Here is a 25223-nt window from a genome sequence, read left to right on the forward strand (position 1 = left end):
TAATGAATCGACTGATCGCCAACAGAGGATTGCTTCAGATTTTCTTCGCTCTGCAACTGGTCATCGGCATCATGTTCATATTCAATTACATCGTGTACAAAAATTCCATCAGCGGAATTTATGACAAGGTGAGCGATAACAATCGCATGGTGATCAAAAACGTCATTCAATCGTTTGATACCAGCTTCTCCTCCATCAACAACCTGATCTTCAACATTCATGCGCTTCCTTCGGACCGGATTCAGGCGGACAGCGGAGGGCTTGACATGGAGAAGGTCATAACCCTGCAGGACAATCTGACGAGCATCGTGTCCAATGTTGATATCGTGGAGGACGTGATCATCTCGTTCGATGATCATGATCTTGCCATTACGACCCGGGGAACGAGCAACCTGGATGCCCTCTTTGACAGACGCTACACATCCCAGCGCTACAATTCGATGTTCTGGAAGAACCTTACCCGTTCCGAGCACGAGTTTACGGTATTTCCGGCCGAGGTTTACATGGATCAGAGCACCGGGTACGGGCGCAATCTGATGATTGCGGTGGACAGCAACAAGGTCCGGTTATCGAACAAGAACCTCATGATTCTGATCAACGTGAACAAGCTGCTGAAGGGCATCGACCTGAACTCGATGATCCCCGGCGCTTCGCTCATCGTGCTGGATGCGAACCGTAACGTCATTCTGAGCACGGAGAAGGACCTGGATTTGGTGGATATTTTGAACGATGTGTATTTTAACCCGTCCCAGGAAGCTTCCCTGACGCATGGCAATTACGAGTACAATTTCTACAAGTCCGAGTATAACGGATATATCTATATCAACAAGCTGCCTTACAAGTTTCAAAATATCGATTCCGTCACCGATGCCAATCAGTGGATTATGTACGGGGCGATTGTACTGGCGGTGCTGATGTCGCTGCTGCTCAGCGTCTACCTGTACCGGCCTGTCAAAAATATCGTCAAGCTGCTTGGCGGCAGCACGCTGAAAGGGAACGATTTCGTAAAAATTCAAAGCGGCATTATCAAGGTCCAGCGGGAGAACGAATCGCTGAAGAAGCAAATGGACCTTGTCGACGAAGAAATACGAAGGGGCGTATTCCTGCAAACCCTTGATGGTCAGAATCATTCGCGGGAGCAGGAAATTCAGATGCAGAAGCAGTACACGCATTTTTTCCAGAGCAGGCATTTCGTGATGGCGGCCATCTATTTGCAGCCGGAAGACAAGCCGGACTCGGAGGGCGGATTCGTGCTGGAGGAATTGACGGCAGCGATTCGAAGCGATCTGACGGCGCGCTACGAGCATGCGGTTGTGTATCATATCGAGCATTTGCAGTTTCTGGCGCTGATCGGCCTTGACCAGCCTTCGGAACGGAAGAAGCTGGTGCAGCGGTTCGAGGAATTCCTCGGGGCAGCGAAGCAAGGGTATCTGCAGGCATTCGGGGTATGGGGTTGCGTCAGCCGAGCTTACGAGTCCAAGATCAGCAACTGCCGCGCAGCCTATGAAAATATTAAGGAAGGGCTGCTGTACCGGCATGTGAACGAGGGGACTGTCATAGTGGACACGGAACGCATCCGGTACGTCCCCGAGCTGTATTTCCCGCTTCAGGAGATCGAGAAGCTGAGCAACTGCATGTTGAGCGGCAAGGTGGATGAAGGGCTGCGGATCGTCAATGAGATCATTCAGGAGAACGTCTCGCTGCAAATTCATCATCATCAGATGGTCCATATTGCCAAGAGCATGTTTTTCTTTGTCCTGAAGCAGGCGGAATCCTCTTCCGCGGACCGCAGCGAGCTGTTCCAGCTGGAAAGCGCCTTTATCCGCAAGGTCGATCATGCGTTTACGTACAAGGAAATTCAGGAGGCGCTGGTTGAAGTGATTCGCGTGGTCGCGAATATGCGCAATCACGATCCGCGCAGCAAGCTGAATCCGGCATTCATCTCTCAATATATCGAGCTTCATTATATGGAGAACCTGTACTTGGACCATATGGCGGAGGTGCTAGATACAAGCTCCAAATATTTCTCGAATTATTTCAAGAAGACATTCGGCGTCAATTACGTGGAGTATTTGAACAAGGTCCGGCTGGCCCATGCCCGGGAATATCTGCGCAACACGGAGCTCAGCATCGCTGAAATCGGCGAGAAGACGGGCTATTCGAACTCGTCCACGTTCACAACGACATTCAAAAAGTACTGCGGCGTCTCCCCGAGCGAGTACCGTAAGGCCTCGGGGAAATAGGGGCCGCAAGGAAGCAGGAGGCATCATATGAAGGCGGTGGCTACGATTCAAGGCAATGTGATCATTGCCGATCTCGAGGAGCCGGTTGAAGTGCCGGCAGAGCATGTTCGAATACGCACCGAATATTCGGCCGTGAGCCCGGGAACCGAAATGACGTTTATCAAAAGAGCTTCCGATCAGCCTGTGGTAATGGGTTACAGTGCAGTCGGGATAGTTGAAGCGATCGGGGAGCGCGTCAGCGGCCTGTCTGTCGGCCAGCGCGTCGCCTGTTACGGGGCGCCTTATGTACGCCATGCCGAGGTGCTGACCGTTCCTTCGAATTTGACGGCAGCGGTGCCGGATGGGGTCGATCCCAAGGAAGCGGCATTCGCGGGTCTCGGAGCGATCGCGATTCATGCGCTGCGGGTGGCCGACTTACGCTTCGGCGAATCTGCCGTTGTCGTGGGCCTTGGTATTCTCGGCCAGCTGATTGCCCAGATTGCCCATGCGGCCGCTTTCCCTGTCGCCGGATTCGACTTGAATTCGGAGCGGGTGAAGGAGATGCGTGCGTATATACCGCATGCCGCCGATAGCCGTGAGCAGCTGGAGGAGAGCATCCGGAGCTTGACGGGCGGGCATGGCGTGGACAGCGTTATTTTGTGCGCAAGCGGCCCCGGAGAGGAGCTGATCAACGCCTCGATGGGTTGGATCCGGGACAAGGGGAAAATCGTCATTGTCGGCGATTTGACGACCGTTTATTCCAGGGGAAAGATGTTCGCCAAGGAGGCGCAGGTTCTCATCTCGCGGGCAGGCGGTCCAGGGCGCTACGATGCGAACTACGAGCTCGAGAACCATGATTATCCGATCGGCTTCGTACGCTGGACGGAAGGGCGCAATGTCGCCGAATATATCCGTCTGCTTGCGGAAGGAAGAATATCCGTAAGACCGCTTATTTCCCACGTCGTTCCCGTAGAGCAAGCGGCCGGCGCATATGAGCGGTACGGGCCCGGCTCCACCACGCTCGGAACGATTTTTAAATACAGCTAGTCCTGGCGGATAAATAACATTATCGATACGAGGTGAACAGACGTGGGTCAACATAGAGAGGCGGACATTATCATCCTCGGCGGGGGGCTGGGCGGATGTGCCGCAGCATTGGCGGCGGCCCGCAGCGGGAAACGCGTCATCATGACGGAGGCCGAAGAATGGCTAGGCGGGCAGATTACCAGTCAGGGCGTGCCGCCGGATGAGCATCCTTGGATTGAACAGTTCGGATGTACGGCGAGCTATCGTGAATTTCGCAGCCGGGTTCGGCAGTATTATCAGTCATGGTTTCCGTTAAAGCCGGAAGCCAGAGCGGCCGAGCACTTCAACCCCGGCAGCGCGCTGGTGAGCGCGATCGCTCATGAACCCCGGGCAGCCCTGGCCGTTCTGCGGGATATGCTGGCTCCGTACGTCCACAGCGGTAGGCTCGTTATCCTTACGGAGCACGTCCTAACCCGAGCAGAGAGCGACGGTGACCGGGTCACGGCCGTTTCGCTGCGGAACGCAAAATCCGGCAATGAGGTTACCCTTACCGGCGCGTTGTTTCTGGATGCGACCGAAGAGGGGGATCTGCTGCCGCTTGCGGGAATCGAGTACGTCACCGGCGCGGAATCCATGGAGGATACCGGGGAGCCCCATGCTATGTCCGGTTCGCCGGACCCGATGGATATGCAGGCGTTCACGTGGTGCTTCGCGGTTGACTACCTTGAAGGTGAAGATCATACGATTCCGAAGCCGGATAGGTATGACTTTTGGAAAGCGTATCAAGCCGATTTCTGGCCCGATCGCATGCTCAGCTGGAGCGGGCTCGTCCCGCATACGCTGGAGCCTGTCACCTACAGCCTGTTTCCGGACGGCAAGTCATTCTCGCTGTGGAAATACAGACAGATTCTGGATCGGGAGCATTTCGCCGCAGGCGCTTTCGATAGCAGCGTGACGATCGTGAACTGGCCGCAGAACGATTATTGGCTGGGACCGATCATTGATGTAAGCCCGGAGGAGCGGGAGAAGCATTTGAAAGAGGCCCGGAGCCTAAGCTTGTCGCTTCTCTATTGGATGCAGACGGAGGCTCCTCGTCCGGACGGAGGAGCCGGTTATCCGGGGCTTAGACTCCGTCCCGATGTGCTCGGCACAGAGGACGGTCTGGCAAAGGCGCCGTACATTCGCGAGTCGCGCCGAATCCGGGCTGAATTTACGGTAAAGGAGCAGCATGTCGCCAGCGATTGCCGGCCTGATGGAAAGGCAGCGGAGTTCTTCGATTCCGTCGGCGTCGGCTGCTACCGGATCGATTTGCATCCAAGCACGGGACAGCGCACCTATATCGACATTTCGAGTCTCCCCTTCCAAATTCCGATGGGAAGCCTGATTCCGGTGCGGGTGAGCAATGTGCTGGCCGCATGCAAAAATATCGGCACGACACATATTACGAACGGCTGTTACCGCCTTCATCCGGTCGAGTGGAACATCGGAGAGTCGGCGGGGTATTTAGCGGCTTATTGCGTGGAGCATGGTCTGAAGCCGTCCGAGGTCCGCAGTAATCCAGAGCGGCTGGAGGCGTTCCAGCACCTGCTGGTGCGGCAGGGGATCGAGCTGTCGTGGCCATCCATTCACGCGGTTTAAACCAGAGCGGTGCAGGAATATAGGGCGGTGCAGGTATGATCCTGCACCGCCCATTTTAGGTTACATCTATAGACCGGAAGAACGCGGTCCGTTTGCCCTAATTTTTGAATAAATAAGACAAAAAGTAATGCAGAACGGCAACCACAGATCCCGCCAGTACCAGGATAATGATCGTCGAGATCGGCATCAGATTCATCGTGATGACATAGAAGAGGGCAACGTTGGCAGGATAGATCAGAATATAGAGCACGCGCCTGAACGCACGATACCGCTTTAAACCCAGGATGGCAGCCTGAAGGATCATGGACAGAAACAGAATAAAGAAAGAAGGCGTGAAGAAGATGGCCGTCGCAACGTCATTGAACAGAACCATTTCGTCATCCGGCGAATAGTTCGGCCAATACGTGATTACGCCGTACAAGGACAGCAGCGCAGAAACAACCAGCCATATATAATAAGGCATCATACCCACCACCTTTATCTTAAGGGTGTTCCTTTTCGGATACTCCCCGTAATTCCCCTTCGCTATTTACAAACGCTTGGAGCAGGGGGTTAGTTCGATGCTTTCTATCTTTTTTTTGAAAAACTGACGGAAAAACGAGACTATAGACTTACATAATTAACCATTTTAGATTATACTTGGATTACATAAAGATTCTCCGTCACCGTGTCATCCAGTGATGAAAGGTGGTGATCGAAGCGAAATCGGCCGGACAAGCGGTAAGGGTAACCGAATTTTCAATTCGAATCTATGAAGGAGATGAGGTTGATGAAATCAAGCGGTAAACGAGTCATCCGCAAGAGCGCGCTGTTGTTCTGTGTCGTCCTCCTGATGCTGCCGGCGGGATTGTCCATGGCGGCGAATCAAAAGCCGTTTCCGCAGCATACGACTTATACGAGCGGCTCGATCAAGCCCAATCATGTGACGCAGACGGCGATGGACGATGCTGTAAAGACCAAGTGGAACAGCTGGAAGAGTTCTTTCCTCAAGCCTGCCGGCACGGGTCAATATTACGTTAAATACAACTCGGCCGGAGAAACGGTATCGGAGGCACATGGCTACGGGATGATCCTGACCGTCATGATGGCTGGAGCCGATGCCAACGCTCAGACCTACTTCGACGGACTATACCGATACTATAAGGCTCATCCGAGCAACCAGAATCCATACTTAATGGCATGGAAGCAGAACAGCAGCTTCCAGAATATTGAGGGGGCCAACTCGGCGACGGACGGCGATATGGATATCGCATACGCACTGCTGCTGGCAGACAAGCAGTGGGGCAGCAGCGGCAGCATTAACTATTTGCAAGCCGCCAAAAACATCATAGGCGCCATCATGAGCCATGACGTGAATCAATCGCAATGGACCCTTCGTCTGGGAGACTGGGCAACGAGCGGGAGCTTCAATACCGCCACACGCCCGTCCGATTTCATGCTGAATCATCTGAAGGCGTTCCGGAAGGCTACCGGCGATGCCAGATGGGATCAGGTGATCAACAAAACGTATAGTATTATCAACTCCGTCCACAGCAGCTATAGCCCGAATACGGGATTGCTTCCGGATTTCGTCGTGCTGCAGGGGGGAAGCTATCAGCCTGCGGCGGCCGACTTCCTTGAAGGCGCGAACGACGGGAACTATTATTACAATTCGGCGCGGACGCCTTGGCGAATCGCTACCGACTATTTGATGACCGGCGACACGAGGGCCTTGGGTCAGCTCGAGAAGATGAACGCGTTCATCAAATCGAACACGAGCCAGAAGCCGGCAAATATCAAGGCTGGCTATACGCTCGGCGGAAGCCCGCTTGTGTCGTATAACAGCGGCGCATTCTACGCTCCGTTCGGCGTCAGCGCGATGGTCTCCCAGAACCACCAAAGCTGGCTGAACGCCGTGTGGACCTATACGGCGAATGCGTCGGCCGAGGGATATTACGAAGAAAGCATCAAGCTGTTATCGATGCTGGTCATGTCCGGGAATTGGTGGACCTACTAATCTCAGAATAGCTGTTATATTCATTTGATTCATAAAAACATAAAACAAAACCCCGACCTCCGTTTGTGGTCGGGGTTTCGTTCGTTCATTAAGATCCCATGCTCCGTGCAAGCGGCGGAGAGGGGGGTGAAAATATAACAAGGGCAGGTTTTTCTAGGGGGATTCGGCATTTTCTTATACTGGGTCTTTAAGACCATACCGATTCGCTTCGGATAAAATAAATGGAAAAGGGGATTGAAATTGGAGCAACTGCAATGATAATATCTTATATATAATATAAAACGTTTTATGTTTTAATGAATTAAAATTATCGTGGTTCAGGCTTCATGTCACTCTTGTTTGTCTGTTTTGAAAGGGTTTACAAAAAATCAGCGATTGGTTGAAAGGAGCGTCGTATGCGAAAGAACATGATTCGAACTGGAGCTGCCGCAGCTGTTGTATGCGTTTTATTGGCGGGAAGCGCTATGGCATTTGGGCAGGGGCCGGAGACGGGGAGCTTAGGCGTGAAAGTGGAGGCGGCGGCCAAAAAGAAGGAGCCAAGCGCTCCGGTATTCCGGGAGGCCTCTGTGCACGATCCATCCGTGATCAAGGCGGGCGATACCTACTATGTATTCGGCTCCCATTTGGCAGCGGCCAAATCCAAGGACCTCATGAAGTGGGACATGATCGCTTCCGGGGTTGCTGAGGGGAATCCTCTGATTCCGAATGTAACGGAGGAACTGAAGGAAACGCTGGCGTGGGCTCAGAGCGATACGCTATGGGCGGCCGATGTGATCCAGCTTGCCGACGGCAAATTTTATATGTACTACAATGCCTGCAAAGGAGACTCCCCGCGCTCGGCGATGGGGATTGCCGTAGCCGATCGGATCGAAGGACCTTATAAGGACACCGGCATTATTCTGAAATCCGGCATGTGGGGCGAGCCGAGTGAGGACGGCACCGTGTACGATGCAACGAAGCATCCGAATGTGGTGGATCCGGATGTTTTCTTTGATAAGGATGGAAAGCTGTGGATGGTATATGGCTCTTATTCCGGGGGAATCTTCATTATGGAGATGGATCCTGCGAACGGCAAGCCGCTTCCTGGACAGGGCTATGGCAAAAAGCTGCTGGGGGGCAACCATAGCCGGATCGAAGGACCGTATATGCTCTACAATCCGGAGACGGATTATTATTACTTGTATCTTTCGTACGGCGGACTTGATGCGGTTGGCGGGTACAATATGCGGGTCGTCCGATCCAAGAACCCCGACGGCCCGTTCTATGATGCGGAAGGAAACGACATGAGAGAGGTGAAGGCCGATCCGTCCCTGCCGCTCTTCGATGACCGGTCGATCGAGCCGTTCGGGACCAAGCTGATGGGCAACTATCTGTTCAAGCGTTTGATTGGCGATCCGGGAACGGGCTTGGGAACCGGTGCGGTATCCCCTGGACATAACTCGGTATACTACGATAAAGCAACCGGCAGAACGTTCCTGATCTTCCACAGCCGCTTTCCGCAGCGCGGCGAAGAGCATGAAATCCGCGTCCATGAACTGTACATGAACGAGGAAGGTTGGCCTGTCGCAGCCCCGTTCCGTTATGCAGGAGAGGAAGCAGTGGACAAGAAGGTAACCCCGAAGGATGCAGCAGGGGAATACAAGCTGATCAACCATGGGAAGGATATTTCCGCAAACATCAAGGAGTCGCAGCCGATCCAATTGCATATGAACGGCCGGGTGACAGGAAGCGTCTCCGGCACATGGAAAACTAGCGGAAAGCAGCAGGTTACGCTGACTTTGGACGGTGTTGTGTATAAGGGCGTGTTCGCGCCGCAATGGAATCCCGAGGCCGGGCAGCAGCTCATGACCTTTACGGCTTTATCGCCGGATGGAACAACCGTTTGGGGAGCGAAGGAGCCGGAGCGCAGCGATAAGCAGATTGCGGAGGAAGTTCGAGCAGACCTGTCGCTCGGTGATGTGAGCGGCATCTTCTACGATTTGACCCTGCCTTCCGAGGCATCCGGCGGCACAACGATCCAGTGGTCGACCTCCGATCCGAACGTGATCACCGCTGACGGCAAGGTGACGCGTCCAGCCGCGGGCTCCGGAAATGCGAAGGTTACATTGACTGCCGGGATCGTCAAGGGCAGCTACAAGACTTCCCGGTCCTTTGACGTGACCGTGCTGCAGCAGTCGGCCGGACCGATGCTATTGAACTATGGCTTCGGTGAGAACCGAGAGGGCGTCGTGATCGACAGCTCCCCGAACGGATATGACGGGCGGACGCACGGCGGCGTTCAGTGGAATGAGCGAGGCTATCAGGGCGGGGGCATTGATTTTGACGGCAAGAACGGATATATTGAGCTGCCTAATCTGGTAACAGACACGGATGATCTAACGTTCGCGGCATGGGTATATTGGAAGGGAGGGGCTCCGTGGCAGCGGGTGCTCGATGCCGGCAGCGGGCTCGCAAGGCATATGTTCCTGACCCCGTCCCAGCACACCGGCGTCCTTCAGTTTACGATTCACGGCAACGGCGGCGACCAGAGTCTCCTTGCTGACGCGCCGCTTCCGGTAAATGCATGGACGCATGTAGCCGTGACCCTTCAGGGGGATACGGGCAAGCTGTACGTAAACGGACAGCTTGTTGCCTCCGGCGATCATATGAAGCTGAACCCAAGCGGGCTGTTGACCACGGAAGCTTACTTGGGCAAAAGCCGCTTTGCAGCCGATCCGTACTTCAATGGAAGCCTGGATGAGGTTCGGATTTATAACATGGCGCTAACCGACAGCGAAATCAAGAAGCTGGCGGAATAATATAGGAAAAGATCCGATGAAGCATTCCTGCTCTTTGCATGCAGGAGTGCTTTTTTCGTTGTTCTGATGGGAATCCGTCATTTTCATAATCAGTGGTTGACAGAAGGGTAGTCTATGATTTATCTTAATATCAAGACAAATAACTATAAAAAATATAGTAAGTATAAAGGAGTGAGTTGATGTTGTATAAACGTTAGCGGCTATGAGCGAATGGTTCCGTACGGCTTTATCTGCGATTCAGAATGTAAAAATAAATCGATCATGAGAAATGATTTTAAATAAAGCAAATAACTTGGAGGTTTTTATAATGACGATGGATTTAGGTTTGCTTATTCTTCGTTTGGTCATCGGGCTGTCATTTATGGCCCATGGCGCACAGAAATTGCTTGGCTGGTTCGGCGGCTACGGTCCGAAGGGAACCGGCGGCTGGATGGAATCGATCGGCATCAAGCCAGGAGTTGCAGCGGCTGTAATGGCTGGTTTGATGGAGCTGGCGGGCGGGCTGCTGCTCGCTTCCGGCTTCCTGACCGTGCTTGGAGCTGCCCTCATCACGCTGACAATGCTTGGGGCAATCGTTAAAGTTCATGGAAAGAACGGCTACTGGTCTACTGCGAATGGTTACGAGTATAATCTGCTGCTGATCGCAGCTGCGGTGGCGCTTGCTCTTACCGGTGCGGGAACTTACTCTCTGGATGCATTGATCTTTTAATGAAAGAATTCGATTGGAGGGGCGTACAAAATGAATGATTTAACAACCTTAATCAAAAGCCGGAGGTCGGCGAATCGGTTCATCGAAGGCATCGACATTCCGGACAGAACGCTGGACGACATATTTAACGAGGTGAAATACGCTCCTTCGGCTTTCAATCTCCAGCATGCCCGCTATGTGGTGGTGAAGGCTCCGGACCTTAAGGATAAGGTGTACGAAGCCGCAAACAAGCAGCATAAGATCCGAACGGCCTCTGCGGTAATCGTTGTGCTTGGCAATATGCGGGCCTATGAGGAGGTTGGACGGATGAACGAGGGATTCCTCAGTCTGGGGATCATCGACAAGCTGGAATATGACCAGACGGTTGAGGAGGTCACCCGATTCTACAAGGAACGGGGAGAGTCCTTCATGCGGGATGAGGCCATTCGCAATGCAAGCTTATCCGCGATGATGCTGATGCTCGTGGCGAAGGATAAAGGGTGGGATACCTGTCCGATGATCGGCTTTGATCCCGAATTGCTTCGTAAGGCGCTCGGTATTCCCGCTGAATATGTTCCCGCCATGCTGATTGCGATCGGCAAGGAAGATGCAGCCAAGCCTCGTCCGAGAGGCTACCGTAAGCCGGTGCTGGAGTTTGTCAGCTATGACCGGTTTTGAAGATGTGCAATGGTTCATGATGCAGCAGCAGGCCCTTCCTATATCCCCGATAAGCTCGTAAGTTTGGGCTTGCGTGAGTTTGGGCGAGGATGCCGCTGGGGCAATGGCAGCTATCGCACGGGTGAATTCTTTCATCCGTGCGATTTTTATTGCTGCAGCAATTAACATTCGCTTCGGGAATGACGATGATGAATATATAGGGATTGACACAAAGATTACATATAAATCGTTGGTTGTCGTTACGAGGGGGTGTACAAGCTGAATGATCGTATAAGGCGGTACCGCCGTAAGGGAGGATTATCCCTGTGGATTGCGTTGATGCTGCTGACTGCGGCGTGCAGTCAAGAGGGGGCATCGCCGCAGCCTTTGTCCAGCGCTATGCCGGCTTCCGTCGAGGAGCTCTCAACGGCTCGGGCGCAGCAGCCGCCAGCGGAGAAGTCCGAGGTCCAGCGTACGGCAAACGAGGATAAGGAGCGAGTGGGCACGGTTTCGCAGAGCCTCGGCCAGCTGGAGAACAGACGGGACCGCATGGCTGTCGATACCGTTCTGCAGATGTACGAAGCGCTGCATGCGGAGGATCGCGAAGCGTATTTCCGGTATGCGGACATTGCCAGTGTCCGCATGACGCCGTCAAAGCTGGATGTGCTGATCGAGGAAGCAGGGAAGCGCGAGCTGAAACCGGAGCGCTTTCGGTCCTTCGACAAGCTGACTCTGGCGGAAGACAGCAGGCGGCTGTTGTCCATCCATTACGGCAGTCAGGTCGAACTTGTGCTGGAAGAGCTGAGCTATGGGGATCAGAATGTATGGTTCGTCAATGTGTTTCCGGACGGACCGAAGGTGATCGACCAGACGGCGATTTATCCGGGAGCGTATGAGCTGGGAAGGGAGGCGTCCTTCGAGGAGCTCGTTGCGGCAGGCATTCAGTCGGCTGCGGAATACAGGGAGTTCCTGGCCTCCAATTATGATACGCCCCTCTGGACGCCGATTCAGACGGTTTCTCTGCTGTACCAGGCTGCTCAGGAAGGCGACGAGCAAGCCTTTGCAGCCATAGCAGGTGGAGGAGAAGGATATTATGCGCAGCTGTATGCATCGGATATGGTGCCGTTCGCTGACTGGATGAAGGCCTATGGCAGCGTTCAGGCGTTCCCGCTGGAGCTCTTGCCCCATGACCGGATTGCCGAAGCCTTTCGGGAATCCTGCGACGAGCGGTACGGAGAAGACTGGCAGCTCATTGCGGCCTGGGAACCGGAGGATCCGGCGGAGAGGCGCGGCACGTATTGGATTTTGACTCCCAGCACGGACCAGACCCGGTATGTCGTTCGTGAAGCTTTTACGGGCAATCTTCAGCTCTTTGTTCAGTGAGTCGAAATTGATCTCTATGCATGACATAATCTGTCTTCGGACACAAGCGATAAGGCTGTCCTCGAGATCTGCGAGATCTTCGGGAACAGCCTTATTGCTGTGCGAATGTTCGATTATGGCTGGAGGTTTTGGATGAGGTCCATCGTTTCGTTGATTTTGTTCACCGTCTCAACAATGCCGGAATTTTGGAGGTCGGTCACACCGTTTTGGATTTGGTCCATATATCCGTTGATGTCGGTTAGCAGCGTATCGTTTAAAGCTACAAGCTGCTCATGTATATCCTGCGCAAAAGCGGGAGCCTCGATCCCGTTAAACTCCGAGATGCGGGTCTTCATCTCTTCAAGCTCCTTGGTCAGCGTCTCTTTGGCATCCGCGCTCGTAGCCGCCTGTTGGGCCAGATCCGGGATGGACTGGGCGAATTGTGAAGCCTCATTGATGAACGTGCCGGCTTCCTTCGTATAATCCAGGGAATTGTTCACGCTGTCCAGCAATGAGCAGCCCGAGAGAACCCCCAGTAGAAGCGTTAGCAGCAAAAATCTCTTGATCATCTCTCATCCTCCTGTCAGCTTGTGCAATCTTATTGTTATATACGCATGTTCGGAGGATTGGTTCGATATTTTTGAAGATATCAGAAAGTATAACCTCGGAGGATCTGCTGCCTGATATCGCAAGAAAAAATACTGCTAAACGCGGTCTGTCTTCTGTGGGAGTACGTCTATAGGGGGTTTCTTGTGGAGATGGCACGAGGCTTGAGGTAGTCGGTTTTAATATTTGCTGCATAGGAAGCGGATAATCTCAATCACACTGCCAAGGAGGTTTCCGAATCCCGCCCCGGATGCCGTCCTTTCGGGCAGTTCGGAAGCTGCAGGTTGTTTGCCTTCGCCCAAGGAAGAGGTGTCGACCGATGAGGAAGGCCCCGTATTCCCGCAGAGTCGGGCTTTGACCCTTTCTTTACCCGCATTCGCGAACACGATGTATTCCCTTCCTTCCTCAAAGGTGTCCCAGCCGGTAGGATGGAGCGTGATCGTCCCTTTCTCCAGATCGCCCTTCCACCATTCCGAAACCGAGAATGTATAGGTGCTTTTCATGAAGTCGGCGTTCTCGTCGTAGGAGACGAGGGTTCCGCGGAACACGATATCCGATACTTTGAGCTCTTCGGTGATTTTTCGGGGCTCAGCACAAGATAAGGCCGAGGCCTCCGGGCTCGCCGGGCCGAGCCAAAGACCGGCCATCAGGGAAACGCCGACCAGCAGCTGCAATCCTCTCTTCATCATCTTAGCACTCCTTTGTGAATGATTAGCATGTATGCCCATTAGACGATGTGTTGACGTACAGGGTTGCAGTCCGCTTGGAAAATCATCCGAATTTCCCCAGAATGACCAGTATGACGGAACGGCAAAGAACCGCAGGGCGTAAAAGACCTCGCGGTTCAAGAAGCAGCCTTGCGGTTTAAGGGGCAGCCTTAGGTTTTCAAGGAATAGCCTTGGGGATCAAGAAGCAGCTTTGCGGTTTGCGAAGCTCCTGCCTCCTTGACGAAGGCTTCATCGGAGCAAGCGCCCAGGGTCTTCGTCTCCTTAAATCTGTCTGGCCTCGAGCCGTTTAGCAACCAGCGACAGCGAATAATTCAAGGTGAAGTAGAGCAGGGACGCAAATACAAGCGCCGGAATGACATAAGAGAAGCTGGATCCGCTTAGAATCTTTACGTTCCGCATCAGCTCCGGCAGCGAAATGATGATGGCCAGGGATGTGTCCTTTATCAGCGATATGAATTGGCTCACCATCGGCGGGGACATTCGGCGCAGCGCGAGCGGGAGGATAACATGCCGAAGCGTCTGCATGTAGGATAGACCCGAGGCGCGGGCTGCCTCGATCTGCCCCTTATCGACGGATACGAGACCACTGCGTACGATTTCGGAGATCATCGCCCCTTCGAAGATGCTCAGCCCGACGACCGCCGCCCAAAAGGTCGGAATGCGGATGCCGGCTTGAGGCAGAATCATGCCGATGAAAAAAATGATCAACAGGAGCGGCAGATTACGGATGGCATCCACGAGGATGGCGACCGTCCTCGAGACGAAGGCAACCCTCGTATACCTGACGGTTCCCAGCACGGTTCCGATGATAAAGCTGAATAGAATCGACAAGCCGGCAACCTGTACCGTAATCCAAAAGCCTTGAAGGAGATATCGCAAATTTGGCCAGGAATATGCGCCAATAAAATCCATCTTGTGCCACCTCCCTTATAGATGAGGATTTGCAAAATCCTGAGATCGGCAAGTTTCAAAAGATATCAGTTGCTTTTGGCAAAGCGCCGCTCCATGTAATGAACCGCCTGACTGAGCGGTATGGTCAGCAGCAGGTAGAACAGGGCAACAAGCGTATACACCGGAATACCCTTGAACGTTTTCAGATTGATGATGTCCGCGTAGTACATCAGGTCAAGACCGGCGATGACGGCCAGCACGGAAGAATTCTTCACGAGATTAATCATCTGGTTGCCGATTGCCGGCAGCACGATTTTGACCGCTTGGGGGAGAATAATGTAGCGCATGGTTTGAATATAGCTGAGCCCGGAGGAGCGTGCCGCCTCGGATTGTCCTGAAGGAACAGCCTGGATACCGGCCCGGATGGACTCCGCAACGAAAGCGGCAGTGTAGACGATTAAACCGAGCGTGCCGGCGGTAAAGGGTTCCATGGCGATCCCGAGCGCAGGGACCCCGAGGAAAAAGAAAAAAACGGTCACCAGCAGCGGAATGTTGCGGATGAACTCGACATAGACGGTCCCGACCACATTGAGTATGCGAAACGGAGCGATTCGGAGGATGGCAATCAAGGTGCCGAGAACCAAACTGCCGATCAGCCCGAGGAGGCTTGCGAGAACCGTCCGACCTAGGCCTGCCATAAAATCATCCCAATAATCGATCAGGATGCTGAAATCCCACAGGTTCAATGTTCCTCACCTCCGATAGGGGGATTAGGCCAGCGTCCGGTAAGGCTTAAAATCGCTCCCTCCCCCGATCAATAAAGAGGAGGGGCGGTATGCGCATACCTGGAACGCCTTGCATTCATGAGCGGATTATTCCGGCTTGATGCCCATCCACTGCTCATACAGCCTGTCATATTCGCCGCTTTCCTTCATTTCTTTAAGCAGCTCGTTGACGGTCTTCACAAACTCGGGATTCCCTTTTTTAATGGCCATGCCGTATGGCTCATCCGTAAAATTGCCGCCGACGAGCTCGTAATTCGGATCCTGCTTCTGCATACCGAGCAGAATGGAATTGTCGGTGGTCAACGCATCGCCTTGACCTGCCCGGAGCGCGGTGAAGGCATCCTGATAGTTCTCGAATTCCAGAATCTCGGCGTCCGGCGCTTTCTCGCGGATATTTTGCGCAGAGGTCGAGCCTTTAACGGTGAGCACTTTCGTGTCTTTGTTCAGACTCTCCAGTCCTGTGATCGGACTGCCCTTCTTCACGAGAAGCGACTGGCCGGCCTCGAAATAAACATCGCTGAAGTCGACCTGCTCCTTGCGTTCCTCCGTTATCGTCATGGTGGCGATGATAATATCGATATCCCCGTTTCGCAGCATGTCGATTCGGGTTTTGGAGGTGACTTCCTTCAGCTCGAGCTTGGTCTCGTCGCCCAGGATTTTTTTCGCGAGGGCCTTGGCCATATCGATATCGAAGCCCTCCACTTGGCCGGTAGCAGGGTCCTGCAGCCCGAACAGCTTCGTGTCGTATTTCACGCCCGCCACCAGCTTGCCGCGCTTCTTGATCGCCTCAAGCGTGTCAACCTCGCCTGAACTGCCGCAGCCCGCGGCGATCAGCATGATGATCAGCGACAGCACCGCCGCGCTCCACCTGAACGTTCTGGACAATTTTCTATTCATTTCGGATCCCCCTTCAAAATCAATGTTCTTCACGGTATCAATCATTAAGGTCATGAATGAATCATCCCGAGACCAAGGAAGCCTCGCTTGATTTTCGGGCTAATGATGCAGCAGCCGGCTTAGAAAGGTTCGCGCCCTCTCTTCGCGCGGCTGCGAGAAAAACTCGGACGCCGTAGCGTCTTCGATAATCTTGCCTTCATCCATGAAGACGATCCGGTCCGCCGCTTCCCGGGCAAACCCCATCTCATGAGTGACGATGACCATGGTCATGCCCTGGTGGGCAAGCGAACGCATGACGTCCAGCACTTCGCCGATCATCTCGGGATCGAGGGCCGAGGTCGGTTCGTCGAACAGCATGATTTTGGGATTCATCGTCAGTCCGCGGGCGATCGCCACGCGCTGCTGCTGCCCGCCGGACAGCTGGGAAGGATAGCTGTCCGCTTTATCCGCAATGCCGACGCGCTTGAGATAGGTCATCGCCTTGTCCGTGGCTTCGGCTTTGGTCATACCCAGCACCTTCATCGGTGCAAGAATGATGTTATCGATCACCTTTTTGTGCGGATACAGGTTGAAATGCTGGAATACCATCCCGATATCCCGCCGGAACCGGTTGATATCGATTCGCTTGTCATGCAGCCTGACGCCGTTTACAACGAGCTCGCCGTCCGTGATGCTCTCGAGCCGGTTGATGCAGCGCAGCAGCGTGCTTTTCCCCGAGCCGGACGGCCCGACGATGACCACGACTTCCCCTTGCGAAACGGTCAGGTCGATTTCTTTCAGAACGTGAAAGCTTCCGAAAAATTTGTTGACGCGTTTGAATTCGATCAGCAGAAATCTCCTCCTATTCGCTGAATGTTGAAATGCAGCCTGAGCCGGTTGTTGTCCAGACTTTCCTGCCAGGCTCTTTTTACACTGGTATGGCAAAGAATGCTTGTTCCATACCAAATTCAGAAAAATTTAAGTACCAAGGGGGTGTAACGTAGGCTATAATAGGGGGCGTTCGGAAAAGAGGGGAAATGAATGGAGAAACGCGCCAAACTTACGGAAATCGACCTGGTTCGAGGCTTTGCGATGATGGGCGTGCTGATGGTGCATGCGACATCGTTCGCGACGGTCCAGATGCGCGGGGACGATTTTTTTGGCTTATACAACTTTTTGAACATATTTTCTAAAGTCGGTACGACGACGTTTATTTTTCTGAGCAGCTTCGTGCTGTTTTACAACTACTATCACCGTCCGTTTCGGGGCAAAGACCTTGCCCGGTTTTACCGCAACCGGCTGATGTATATTCTGGTGCCGTATTTTATCTTCTCGGTGCTGTTTTTTACGGTGGCTTGGTACCATCGGGGAGGCGTGACCGACGTCTCTGCGATGCTGGATAGCTTCTGGCCTAAGCTGGCTACGGGAAAATCGTACACGCATTTGTATTTTATTTTCATCAACATTCAATTCTACTTGCTGTTTCCGCTGGTACTGCTCCTGCTGAAGCGCTTCAGGGGCTTTGCTGCCATCTGCGTACTGGTCGGGATCGTGCTGCAGTGGATTTTCTACTTGGGGAATGACGCGTGGTGGCATGTGACGAACCGAAACAGCTGGTCGCTGTCGTTTCTGTCATATTACTTCCTCGGTGCCTGGATGGGGATTCACTATGAGCGCGTCAAATCCTGGCTGACCGATGCCAAGCATGCTGCAAGGCCGCTGCTTCGAAGGTTCGGCTGGGCCGCGCTGTGGACAACGTGGATCGCCAGTGCGCTGGTTCATATCGGGCTGCGTTATAATCAGAGGCTGCATGGAATCGAGGTTCACCCGCTTGTCTATGACGCGTTCTGGAACGTGCATACGCTGACCACGGCGCTGGTCATGATGCAGACCGCTCTGCGCCTCGGCGGCAAGCGGAGCCTGCTGGTTCGCGGCTTTCGAAGAATCGGGGTGTATTCCTTCGGGATTTATCTGGTGCACCCGCTGGTGCTGCTCGTTTACCGGGACTATCGGCCGAAGACGGATAATTCCTGGCTTCTGCTTGCATGGTATGCTGGCGGACTGGCAGCGGCGCTGGTAGTCTCCTACTTGCTGGTGTACGGCATTCGCCGGCTCGGGGGCTGGACATGGGTCCTGTTCGGCAAACTGCCGGGCGGGGAGCGCAGGGGCTCGGCGGGAATTCCGGCTTCAGCCGCTTCTACACCAGGGATTACCAAGGCGGCACCGTAAACGCTCGGGATTAGCCGCAGCTCATCCGCAGGATGACGTAAGCGGCTAAGCACGCGGAGAAGAAATAAGGGTGGCTCCCGGCAGAAGGCATCTGCCAATGGGGAACCACCCTTTTTGTGTCGCACGAACGTACTGCAATTTTTTTGCCGATGTCATGAAAGCACCTGGAAACGGGGCTCCAGGAGTATTGCTTCCGCCGTGTCCTCGGGCCGCTTCAGCGCCGTATCGTACAGGAACTGCCGGTTCTGCGGCATGGATACCAATTTGTCCAGCAAAAATAGTGAGCGCTCCAGGGAATCAATATCCCCTCTTGTTGTCAGCCTTTCGGCGATTTTCTCCTTGTCTGCATGCAGCACAGCATACTTTATGCTTACATCCAGGTCGGATAACTGCTCGCAAAACCACTCGAGCTCATCCTCTACGACAAAATCAATAACGACATTCAGGCCTTGGCGCAGCATATTTTGTGTTAGTGCCAGGAGGTTCTTCCATGTTAAGCTTAAGCGTTCATCCCATGAAAGCGGGAGCTCATGATGCAGCATGTGAAGCAGCAGGTCACCTTCAATCAGCACGCATCGTTCCACGCGCTCTGCCAACATCTTCGCTGTCGTTGATTTTCCAACGCCAAGCGGACCCGAAATCAAGTACAGCAGGCTCAGATTCGTTTCTTTTGTCAAAGGGATCATCCTTTCCAAAGCGTGCGGCCGAAATTTACCGGGGTTTAGGGCTATACAGCACATAAGCTGTTCCGTTCAGAAACCGTGTTCCGTTCGCTTGCAGTATACCATGGCCTAAGAAGCAGCGGCACGAAATTTCAGGATGTTTCCCTGATTTTCGGCAGCAGAAGGATTGGCATCCCGGCCATCGTATAAAGTTTGGGTGTTATGCGTTACGAGCCGAAGGTATATCGCCGTGTCATCGGAAGCGGCGGCTGGGAAATCGGCAGTCAAGTACATTCGTTACAGACAAGAAAGCGGGGAGGATGACATGATGGGATGGAGCGGCAATTCATTGGTAAACGGTTTCATTCGTGCAGACGGCAAACGTCTTGTGAACGGGGAAGGACAAGAAATTTTGCTTCGCGGCGTAGGACTTGGCAGCTGGCTGCTGCCTGAAGGATACATGTGGAAGATGCCCGAGCAGGGAGACCGGCCGCGGCGGATCGAGGCTATGGTGAAGGATCTGATCGGAGAAGAGAAAGCAGCGCTCTTCTGGGAAACCTATTATGACCGGTATATCGGAGAAGCGGATATTCGGCAGATCGCCGAGCAGGGCTTTAACTCCATCCGGCTGCCGATCAATGCCAGGGTTATTATGGAGGAGGGGCAGCAGAAGCCTTTTCACTTCCATGAGGGCCATCTTCGGTTGATCGATCGGGTGATCGATTGGTGCAGGTCGTGCCGGCTGTATGTTATTCTGGATTTACATGGAGCGCCCGGAGGACAGACGGGAGCGAATATTGATGATTCAGCGCGTGATCTGCCGGAGCTGTTCACAAATCCGCTGAATACCGAGCGGACGGTGGCGCTGTGGCGGATGCTCGCCGAGCGCTACAAGGATGAGTGGATCGTAGCCGGCTATGATCTTCTGAACGAGCCGCTGCCGGATTGGTTCAGCGAGTATAACGACCGGGTCATGCCGCTCTATCGGGAAATTACGGCAGCGATTCGGGAAGTGGATCAACGCCATATGATCATTTTGGAAGGCGTGCACTGGTCGACGGATTGGCAAATATTCGATGAACCTTTTGACGATAATCTGCTGCTGCAATTCCATAAATATTGGAACAATCCGGATACGGAGAGCATTCAGAAGTATTTGGATCACCGTGAGCAATGGAATTTGCCCATCTTTATGGGCGAAGGCGGCGAGAACAACCCTCAGTGGTATACGGGTGCGTTCCGGTTGTTCGAGGACCACAATATTTCATGGAATTTCTGGACATGGAAGAAGATGGACACAAGCAACTCGCCGTACTCGATCCGGAGGCCGGAAGGCTGGGATAAGCTGACGGGCTACCTCGAGGGTGGAGCGAAGCCTTCCCAAGAAGAGGCCGAGGCCATCCTTCAGGCGTATTTGGACAGCCTTCCGCTGGAAGCTTGCGACGCCCATCCGAATGTATCGCGTTCGCTGTTCCGGCAGCTGCCGATCCAGATTCCGGCTGAATTTTACGGCTACCGCGGGGAAGGCGTTTCTTATCACGTTGGCACGAAGGCAGAAAGAAACATCGGGCTGCGGGTAAGCGACGGCGTCCCGATGCGGATGGTGACCGGCAAGGCCGAGAAGCCGAGCTACGCGCCGGAAGGCGGCAAGCCGTGGGAGACGGACAATCTGGTGTGCGTGCAGCTGCAGGCAGGAGACTGGCTCGCCTATGAAGCTTTGTGCGCCCAAGCGGCTGCATACCAGCTCGATGTCCGGGCGCTGCTTCCGGAAGGCAGCGCAGAGTTAACGCTGCGGATCGGGGACAGGGAGCTGGGGAAGCTGTCTGTCAGCGGTGAAGGATGGCAGGTGTTCAGGCTTGCTTCGGAGCTTGTGGTCGAACAAGGGCCGGTCCATCTCGTGATCGGCGTAAGCCAAGGTTGGGTCGAGCTGGATTGGGTGGAGTTTTCGTAAGAACAAGGAAGGAGAGGATGTCGCTGTGACGCAGAGGGCTTCAATCTCGGCAGGTTTATGCCAATGGCTGAACGGCCTGGAGCTGGAATCCAAGCAGCATACGGCAATGATGCTGCTGACCGTTACGGAGGATTTATGGCCGCATACCGCCATGGTCAGCGCCGGGGAGGTGCTGGCACTAACCCGGAGCACGATCCGGATCGCGCTGTGGCCGGGCACGGTAACGACGGGCAATATTCTTCGTTCAGGCCAAGCTACGTTGGTCGCCATTCATGAGGGGGCGGCCCACTACGTGCGGCTTGCGCTGCGCGCACTTCCGGATGTGCCGGACGCCCGCCATCCCCGGCAGCGATTTAGCGCCGAGGTTGTGGCGGTTCGGGAAGACCGGGCGAAGTATGCGGATATCCTGTCCGCCGTTACGATCCGGCTGCATGACCCGAATGACGTGCTGGAGAGATGGCGCGAAACGCTGCAGGAGCTTCGGCAATAATGGCAATAATACGGCCCTTTCGATGAAGATATACAGCTGCAAGAAATCCCCGGCGGTAAAACCGGGGGTGTCTTGCTTCGGTCTTCAGAGCGGATAAAACGCGGCGATTGCCCGTCAGATCGGGCTTGCGCACCGGTTCATTATGGTGTACGATTATTTTTTCAAATTATTTGCTATCGAAGCGCAGATGTGGTAAGATATGAATATCGAAATCGACCTGAATTCACATATTGTAGAGGGTTGTCATTTCAGATAACCTTGTGCAATATGTGAATTTTTTTATTCCGCTTGCGAAGAAAAAAAGGTCATGTAAATACAAATCAAGGAGGATTCCCCCATGCAAACAGGAACTGTTAAATGGTTTAATGCTGAGAAGGGCTTCGGTTTCATCGAAGTTGAAGGCGGAAACGATGTATTCGTTCACTTCAGCGCGATCCAAGGCGATGGCTTCAAGACGCTGGACGAAGGCCAACGCGTTGAGTTCAACATCGTTGAAGGCAACCGTGGACCACAAGCTGAGAACGTTGTAAAACTGTAAGTACGAGCGAGGACTGCCCTTAATGTGTCACATTAAGGGCAGTCCTCTTTTCGTTTTTCAACAAAAGCCGGATGTTCAGGGGCCTCTGCGGAGGCGGGCTGGCTTGCAGGCAAGCGCCCGTTTGCAGGAGAGATGTTTTTCGATTTCTAACGACAAGCACAAGGAGGAGCGTTATATGTATTCGCGTAAAAACTCGATGGAGAGTATTCCTGAGGAAATTACGGAAGTGTGGGCATGCACGAAGGAAGACTGCAAAGGGTGGATGCGGGACGATTTTGCGTTCGACACGGAGCCTGTGTGCCACTTGTGTCATTCCCCTATGGTCAAGGAAACGAGAAAGCTTCCCCAGCTCATCAATACGAACAAACAGCAGAAATCGCTCAGCAAGGGAATCCAGATTAACGGAAGCAGCAGCTAATACCCAGAGATAGAGCCGGAAGAAGGGAGAGCGTGGGTTCGCTCACGAATGCTCCAATACCTGGAAATTCGGCCGAAACTGATTCATCGGATGGAGTTTGGTTAGGTAATACACATGTCCCTGTCACAGGTTGTCAGATTTTTGGACGAATCTGCAGGGGTGTGATTATTTAAAAGGAGTGAATCATATTGAACACGCATACCGAGGTACTCAAGCGCAACATCGACAACATGATCATTCAGGATAACCAAGGAAGCCTCAATGATCAGGAAAAATTCATCATGCAGAAGCTGATGCGCGAAAAGTTTCAGCAAGAGCATGAGAGCAAGCACGAACAGCGCGAGCAGGAGAAATCGGAATAACCGAATTACAACAGCTTAATATAGATTGAGAACATGAGCGGGAGCGAGCTTTAGCTTCCCGCTCATGTTTTTTTGTGCAATTTTTTTGTTCGGCGTTACGGACATCGGATGCTGAAAGAGTCTAAGCAAGGCGGATTGCCGAAATCACCCGAAAAATGAGCACCCCGATACGAAATCTGAAACCTTACGAGAGGATGCCGTGTGGGACTACAATATAGCTAAACATTTGAAAGGGTTTACAAAAATAGAGAGACATCAACCTGGAGGTCATAACCATGCGCAATCAACCCCATGCCGAACCTGCAGCAGAGACCGGAGCGGGCCGGGCGCCTGCGCCGCCCCTTGAGGACGCGAGGAAGCTTGCCCGAAGCCGATGGCTCAAGAAGCTTTACAGCCAGCGGCATCTGCAGATCATGGCGCTGCTCGGCGTCATCTGGATGATTATTTTCAACTATATCCCGATGTACGGCGTCATCATCGCCTTTAAGGAATTCAACATCATCAAGTCCATTGGCGAGGCTCCATGGGTAGGACTGGAGCATTTCAAGGAATTTTTCGCCAACGACGATTTCACGAGCGTCATGCGCAACACGCTCGGGATCAGCTTGCTGAAGCTGTTCATCGGGTTTCCGCTGCCGATCATTTTCGCGCTGTTTCTGAACGAAATCCGGTCGTTCCGTTACAAGCGGACGATCCAGACGATATCGTATTTGCCGCACTTCATCTCCTGGGTTATCCTGGGCGGCATTCTGATGACCTGGCTTGCCGACACCGGCGTCATTAACAAAATCCTGCTCGCGCTGAACATGATTGATCAGCCGATTACGTTCCTGGCTGAGCCGAAGTATTTCTGGGGCATCGTCATTACGTCGGATATTTGGAAGGAGCTCGGCTGGTCCGCGATCATCTATCTGGCCGCCATCGCGAGCATCTCGCCGGAGATGTACGAGGCCTCTACAATCGACGGGGCGGGGCGCTTTCAGAAAATGTGGTATATCACGCTTCCGAGCATTAAAGCGACCATCTCCATTTTGTTTATCCTGGCCGTCAGTAGCGTGCTGAGCTCCAACTTCGATCAGATCCTGGTGCTTCGCAACCCGCTGAACGAAAGTACAAGCAACGTTATCGACATCTTCGTCTACCATACCGGCTTGCAGAACGGACGCTATTCTTACGCCCAGGCCGTTTCGCTGTTCAAGTCGATCATCGCGATCATCCTGCTGCTGATTGCCAACCGGGTTACCAAAAAACTGAACGATACATCCCTGTTCTAACGAAAGGAGGCAGCGGCAAACGATGTTTAAACGCAAAACGAAGGGCGAAGCCATCTTCGACATGTTCAACAATTTCGGCATGCTGATCGTATGCTTTCTGACCATTTACCCGATCTGGTACGTGCTGGTCAATGCCTTCAACGACGGGCAGGACGCCATGCGCGGAGGCATTTACTGGTGGCCGAGGGAGTTCAGTCTGCAAAATTTTGAGGCCGTCTTCCAAAGCTCCGGCATCATGACGGCCATGGGCGTTACGGTCGCCAAGACGGTCGTCGGCGTTTTTGTCCACGTCCTGTTTACGGCGATGGTAGCCTACGCATTCTCCCGCAAGGGGCTGATCGGCGGCAAGTTGTATATTTTTCTCGGTACGGTCACGATGTTCTTCACCGGCGGGCTCATTCCGACGTACCTGCTGATCAAGGATCTCAATATGCTGGACAGCTTCCTGGTGTATATCATTCCCGCCATGTTCAGCTTCTTCGACCTCATCATCTTCATGACGTTCTTCCGGGAAATTCCGGACGGGCTTGAAGAAGCGGCGAAGATCGACGGGGCGAACGATTGGTCGATCTTCCTGCGGGTCGTGCTGCCGGTCTCGATGCCGGTCATCGCCACCATCGCCCTGTTCCACGGCGTGTACCAATGGAACGACTATTTCACGGGTGTGATCTATATCAACAACACGGATCTGCAGCCGATCCAGACCTACTTGTACAAGGTCATCGCGCAGTCCAGTTCGAACCAGATGATGGCCCAGGTGCCGGGAGGCATCTCCAAGACGGTGACCTCGCAGTCGATCAAAATGGCGACTATGGTCGTGACGACGCTTCCGATCGTGTTCGTCTACCCATTCCTGCAGCGTTATTTCGTCAAAGGGATGATGATCGGCTCCATCAAGGGTTAAACCGTAATCGGCCGCGGAGCGCCAGGGCATGTATGCAGCAAGGGCGGCGCTTCCGGACGGCCGGCGGGGCAACCGCTGGAGTGTACTGCCGAAGCAAGGGTAGTTTCTCTTGCCACTCCTGG

At 53.5% G+C, this 25223-nt stretch carries 24 protein-coding genes; 16 read left to right on the forward strand and 8 right to left on the reverse strand.

What is annotated here, in order from left to right:
* The first annotated feature begins 2 nt into the window (after window positions 1-2).
* Genes NST08_RS02265 through NST08_RS02275 form a run of 3 tightly spaced genes read left to right on the forward strand, consistent with a single transcriptional unit; the run spans window position 3 to window position 4886 of the window.
* Window positions 3-2243, forward strand: a complete 2241-nt coding sequence (locus tag NST08_RS02265) for a helix-turn-helix domain-containing protein (protein WP_341341414.1) — start codon at window positions 3-5, stop codon at window positions 2241-2243.
* A gap of 27 nt (window positions 2244-2270) precedes the next feature.
* Window positions 2271-3269, forward strand: coding sequence for a zinc-dependent alcohol dehydrogenase (locus NST08_RS02270; protein WP_341341415.1), 999 nt, complete (start codon window positions 2271-2273; stop codon window positions 3267-3269).
* 42 nt (window positions 3270-3311) lie between these two features.
* Entirely contained in the window at window positions 3312-4886 is a 1575-nt protein-coding gene (locus NST08_RS02275) for an FAD-dependent oxidoreductase (RefSeq protein WP_251536082.1), read from the forward strand.
* 97 nt (window positions 4887-4983) lie between these two features.
* Here NST08_RS02275 and NST08_RS02280 read toward each other — a convergent pair whose 3' ends face one another.
* Window positions 4984-5352 (reverse strand): hypothetical protein, encoded by a 369-nt coding sequence (locus NST08_RS02280; RefSeq protein ID WP_210094232.1) that lies wholly within the window; start codon window positions 5350-5352, stop codon window positions 4984-4986.
* Between the two features lie 303 nt (window positions 5353-5655).
* Between NST08_RS02280 and NST08_RS02285 the strand changes: the two genes are divergently transcribed.
* The 5 genes from NST08_RS02285 to NST08_RS02305 all read left to right on the forward strand — a co-directional run bounded on the left by NST08_RS02285 (window position 5656) and on the right by NST08_RS02305 (window position 12408).
* Window positions 5656-6882, forward strand: coding sequence for a glycosyl hydrolase family 8 (locus tag NST08_RS02285; RefSeq protein WP_007130590.1), 1227 nt, complete (start codon window positions 5656-5658; stop codon window positions 6880-6882).
* 395 nt (window positions 6883-7277) lie between these two features.
* Window positions 7278-9680, forward strand: a complete 2403-nt coding sequence (locus NST08_RS02290; protein ID WP_007130589.1) for a LamG-like jellyroll fold domain-containing protein — start codon at window positions 7278-7280, stop codon at window positions 9678-9680.
* A 307-nt stretch (window positions 9681-9987) separates the two neighbouring features.
* Window positions 9988-10389: a DoxX family protein gene (locus NST08_RS02295; RefSeq protein WP_007130588.1), complete on the forward strand. Its 402-nt coding sequence runs from the start codon at window positions 9988-9990 to the stop codon at window positions 10387-10389.
* Window positions 10390-10419: 30 nt separating this feature from the next.
* Window positions 10420-11046, forward strand: a complete 627-nt coding sequence (locus NST08_RS02300) for a nitroreductase family protein (RefSeq protein ID WP_007130587.1) — start codon at window positions 10420-10422, stop codon at window positions 11044-11046.
* Window positions 11047-11295: 249 nt separating this feature from the next.
* Complete coding sequence (locus NST08_RS02305) at window positions 11296-12408, forward strand: hypothetical protein (protein WP_251536077.1); 1113 nt, start codon at window positions 11296-11298, stop codon at window positions 12406-12408.
* 113 nt (window positions 12409-12521) lie between these two features.
* On the opposite strand, the gene NST08_RS02310 is transcribed toward NST08_RS02305, so the two are convergent.
* From NST08_RS02310 to NST08_RS02335, 6 genes are all read right to left on the reverse strand, one after another.
* Window positions 12522-12956, reverse strand: coding sequence for a DUF6376 family protein (locus tag NST08_RS02310; RefSeq protein ID WP_007130585.1), 435 nt, complete (start codon window positions 12954-12956; stop codon window positions 12522-12524).
* 216 nt (window positions 12957-13172) lie between these two features.
* Window positions 13173-13682: a hypothetical protein gene (locus tag NST08_RS02315; RefSeq protein WP_244152713.1), complete on the reverse strand. Its 510-nt coding sequence runs from the start codon at window positions 13680-13682 to the stop codon at window positions 13173-13175.
* A gap of 300 nt (window positions 13683-13982) precedes the next feature.
* Window positions 13983-14633 carry an amino acid ABC transporter permease gene (locus NST08_RS02320; RefSeq protein WP_007130583.1) on the reverse strand — a complete coding sequence of 217 codons (651 nt, stop codon included), beginning with the start codon at window positions 14631-14633 and terminating at the stop codon, window positions 13983-13985.
* A 65-nt stretch (window positions 14634-14698) separates the two neighbouring features.
* Window positions 14699-15352 (reverse strand): amino acid ABC transporter permease, encoded by a 654-nt coding sequence (locus NST08_RS02325; RefSeq protein WP_040738847.1) that lies wholly within the window; start codon window positions 15350-15352, stop codon window positions 14699-14701.
* 132 nt (window positions 15353-15484) lie between these two features.
* Complete coding sequence (locus tag NST08_RS02330; protein WP_007130581.1) at window positions 15485-16294, reverse strand: ABC transporter substrate-binding protein; 810 nt, start codon at window positions 16292-16294, stop codon at window positions 15485-15487.
* A 99-nt stretch (window positions 16295-16393) separates the two neighbouring features.
* Window positions 16394-17122, reverse strand: coding sequence for an amino acid ABC transporter ATP-binding protein (locus tag NST08_RS02335; protein ID WP_040738845.1), 729 nt, complete (start codon window positions 17120-17122; stop codon window positions 16394-16396).
* 192 nt (window positions 17123-17314) lie between these two features.
* Here NST08_RS02335 and NST08_RS02340 point away from each other — a divergent pair, with 192 nt between their 5' ends.
* Window positions 17315-18502, forward strand: a complete 1188-nt coding sequence (locus NST08_RS02340; protein WP_210094231.1) for an acyltransferase — start codon at window positions 17315-17317, stop codon at window positions 18500-18502.
* Between the two features lie 152 nt (window positions 18503-18654).
* Here the strand turns inward: NST08_RS02340 and NST08_RS02345 are convergent, their stop codons facing one another.
* Window positions 18655-19188: an AAA family ATPase gene (locus NST08_RS02345; protein WP_040738801.1), complete on the reverse strand. Its 534-nt coding sequence runs from the start codon at window positions 19186-19188 to the stop codon at window positions 18655-18657.
* Between the two features lie 301 nt (window positions 19189-19489).
* Here NST08_RS02345 and NST08_RS02350 point away from each other — a divergent pair, with 301 nt between their 5' ends.
* The 7 genes from NST08_RS02350 to NST08_RS02380 all read left to right on the forward strand — a co-directional run bounded on the left by NST08_RS02350 (window position 19490) and on the right by NST08_RS02380 (window position 25101).
* Window positions 19490-21115: a cellulase family glycosylhydrolase gene (locus tag NST08_RS02350; protein WP_210094353.1), complete on the forward strand. Its 1626-nt coding sequence runs from the start codon at window positions 19490-19492 to the stop codon at window positions 21113-21115.
* 25 nt (window positions 21116-21140) lie between these two features.
* On the forward strand, window positions 21141-21605 hold the full coding sequence (locus NST08_RS02355; protein WP_007130576.1) for a pyridoxamine 5'-phosphate oxidase family protein: 465 nt from the start codon (window positions 21141-21143) through the stop codon (window positions 21603-21605).
* A gap of 337 nt (window positions 21606-21942) precedes the next feature.
* Window positions 21943-22143, forward strand: coding sequence for a cold-shock protein CspD (gene cspD / locus NST08_RS02360; protein ID WP_006207896.1), 201 nt, complete (start codon window positions 21943-21945; stop codon window positions 22141-22143).
* Window positions 22144-22318: 175 nt separating this feature from the next.
* Window positions 22319-22561 (forward strand): cold-shock protein, encoded by a 243-nt coding sequence (locus NST08_RS02365; RefSeq protein ID WP_028404717.1) that lies wholly within the window; start codon window positions 22319-22321, stop codon window positions 22559-22561.
* Between the two features lie 188 nt (window positions 22562-22749).
* Window positions 22750-22923: a hypothetical protein gene (locus NST08_RS02370; protein ID WP_007130574.1), complete on the forward strand. Its 174-nt coding sequence runs from the start codon at window positions 22750-22752 to the stop codon at window positions 22921-22923.
* Between the two features lie 275 nt (window positions 22924-23198).
* Window positions 23199-24197, forward strand: coding sequence for an ABC transporter permease (locus tag NST08_RS02375; protein WP_007130573.1), 999 nt, complete (start codon window positions 23199-23201; stop codon window positions 24195-24197).
* Between the two features lie 22 nt (window positions 24198-24219).
* The gene (locus NST08_RS02380; RefSeq protein WP_007130572.1) at window positions 24220-25101 is read left to right on the forward strand and encodes a carbohydrate ABC transporter permease; all 882 of its coding nucleotides are present in this window, start codon (window positions 24220-24222) and stop codon (window positions 25099-25101) included.
* Window positions 25102-25223: the final 122 nt, after the last annotated feature.

Origin of the sequence: Paenibacillus sp. FSL K6-1566 (genome assembly GCF_038050475.1) — a bacterium.
Taxonomy (GTDB): domain Bacteria; phylum Bacillota; class Bacilli; order Paenibacillales; family Paenibacillaceae; genus Paenibacillus_AQ; species Paenibacillus_AQ lactis.

What these genes read in the sequence shown, in the direction of transcription:
- NST08_RS02285 (WP_007130590.1), top strand. Translation starts at nt 5,656, where the DNA reads ATGAAATCAAGCGGTAAACGAGTCATCCGCAAGAGCGCGCTGTTGTTC.
- NST08_RS02310 (WP_007130585.1), bottom strand. Translation starts at nt 12,956, where the DNA reads ATGATCAAGAGATTTTTGCTGCTAACGCTTCTACTGGGGGTTCTCTCG.
- NST08_RS02365 (WP_028404717.1), top strand. Translation starts at nt 22,319, where the DNA reads ATGTATTCGCGTAAAAACTCGATGGAGAGTATTCCTGAGGAAATTACG.
- NST08_RS02350 (WP_210094353.1), top strand. Translation starts at nt 19,490, where the DNA reads ATGATGGGATGGAGCGGCAATTCATTGGTAAACGGTTTCATTCGTGCA.
- NST08_RS02330 (WP_007130581.1), bottom strand. Translation starts at nt 16,294, where the DNA reads ATGAATAGAAAATTGTCCAGAACGTTCAGGTGGAGCGCGGCGGTGCTG.
- NST08_RS02380 (WP_007130572.1), top strand. Translation starts at nt 24,220, where the DNA reads ATGTTTAAACGCAAAACGAAGGGCGAAGCCATCTTCGACATGTTCAAC.
- NST08_RS02345 (WP_040738801.1), bottom strand. Translation starts at nt 19,188, where the DNA reads ATGATCCCTTTGACAAAAGAAACGAATCTGAGCCTGCTGTACTTGATT.
- NST08_RS02300 (WP_007130587.1), top strand. Translation starts at nt 10,420, where the DNA reads ATGAATGATTTAACAACCTTAATCAAAAGCCGGAGGTCGGCGAATCGG.
- NST08_RS02375 (WP_007130573.1), top strand. Translation starts at nt 23,199, where the DNA reads ATGCGCAATCAACCCCATGCCGAACCTGCAGCAGAGACCGGAGCGGGC.
- NST08_RS02295 (WP_007130588.1), top strand. Translation starts at nt 9,988, where the DNA reads ATGACGATGGATTTAGGTTTGCTTATTCTTCGTTTGGTCATCGGGCTG.
- NST08_RS02320 (WP_007130583.1), bottom strand. Translation starts at nt 14,633, where the DNA reads ATGGATTTTATTGGCGCATATTCCTGGCCAAATTTGCGATATCTCCTT.
- NST08_RS02290 (WP_007130589.1), top strand. Translation starts at nt 7,278, where the DNA reads ATGCGAAAGAACATGATTCGAACTGGAGCTGCCGCAGCTGTTGTATGC.
- cspD (WP_006207896.1), top strand. Translation starts at nt 21,943, where the DNA reads ATGCAAACAGGAACTGTTAAATGGTTTAATGCTGAGAAGGGCTTCGGT.
- NST08_RS02265 (WP_341341414.1), top strand. Translation starts at nt 3, where the DNA reads ATGAATCGACTGATCGCCAACAGAGGATTGCTTCAGATTTTCTTCGCT.
- NST08_RS02315 (WP_244152713.1), bottom strand. Translation starts at nt 13,682, where the DNA reads ATGATGAAGAGAGGATTGCAGCTGCTGGTCGGCGTTTCCCTGATGGCC.
- NST08_RS02280 (WP_210094232.1), bottom strand. Translation starts at nt 5,352, where the DNA reads ATGATGCCTTATTATATATGGCTGGTTGTTTCTGCGCTGCTGTCCTTG.
- NST08_RS02270 (WP_341341415.1), top strand. Translation starts at nt 2,271, where the DNA reads ATGAAGGCGGTGGCTACGATTCAAGGCAATGTGATCATTGCCGATCTC.
- NST08_RS02340 (WP_210094231.1), top strand. Translation starts at nt 17,315, where the DNA reads ATGGAGAAACGCGCCAAACTTACGGAAATCGACCTGGTTCGAGGCTTT.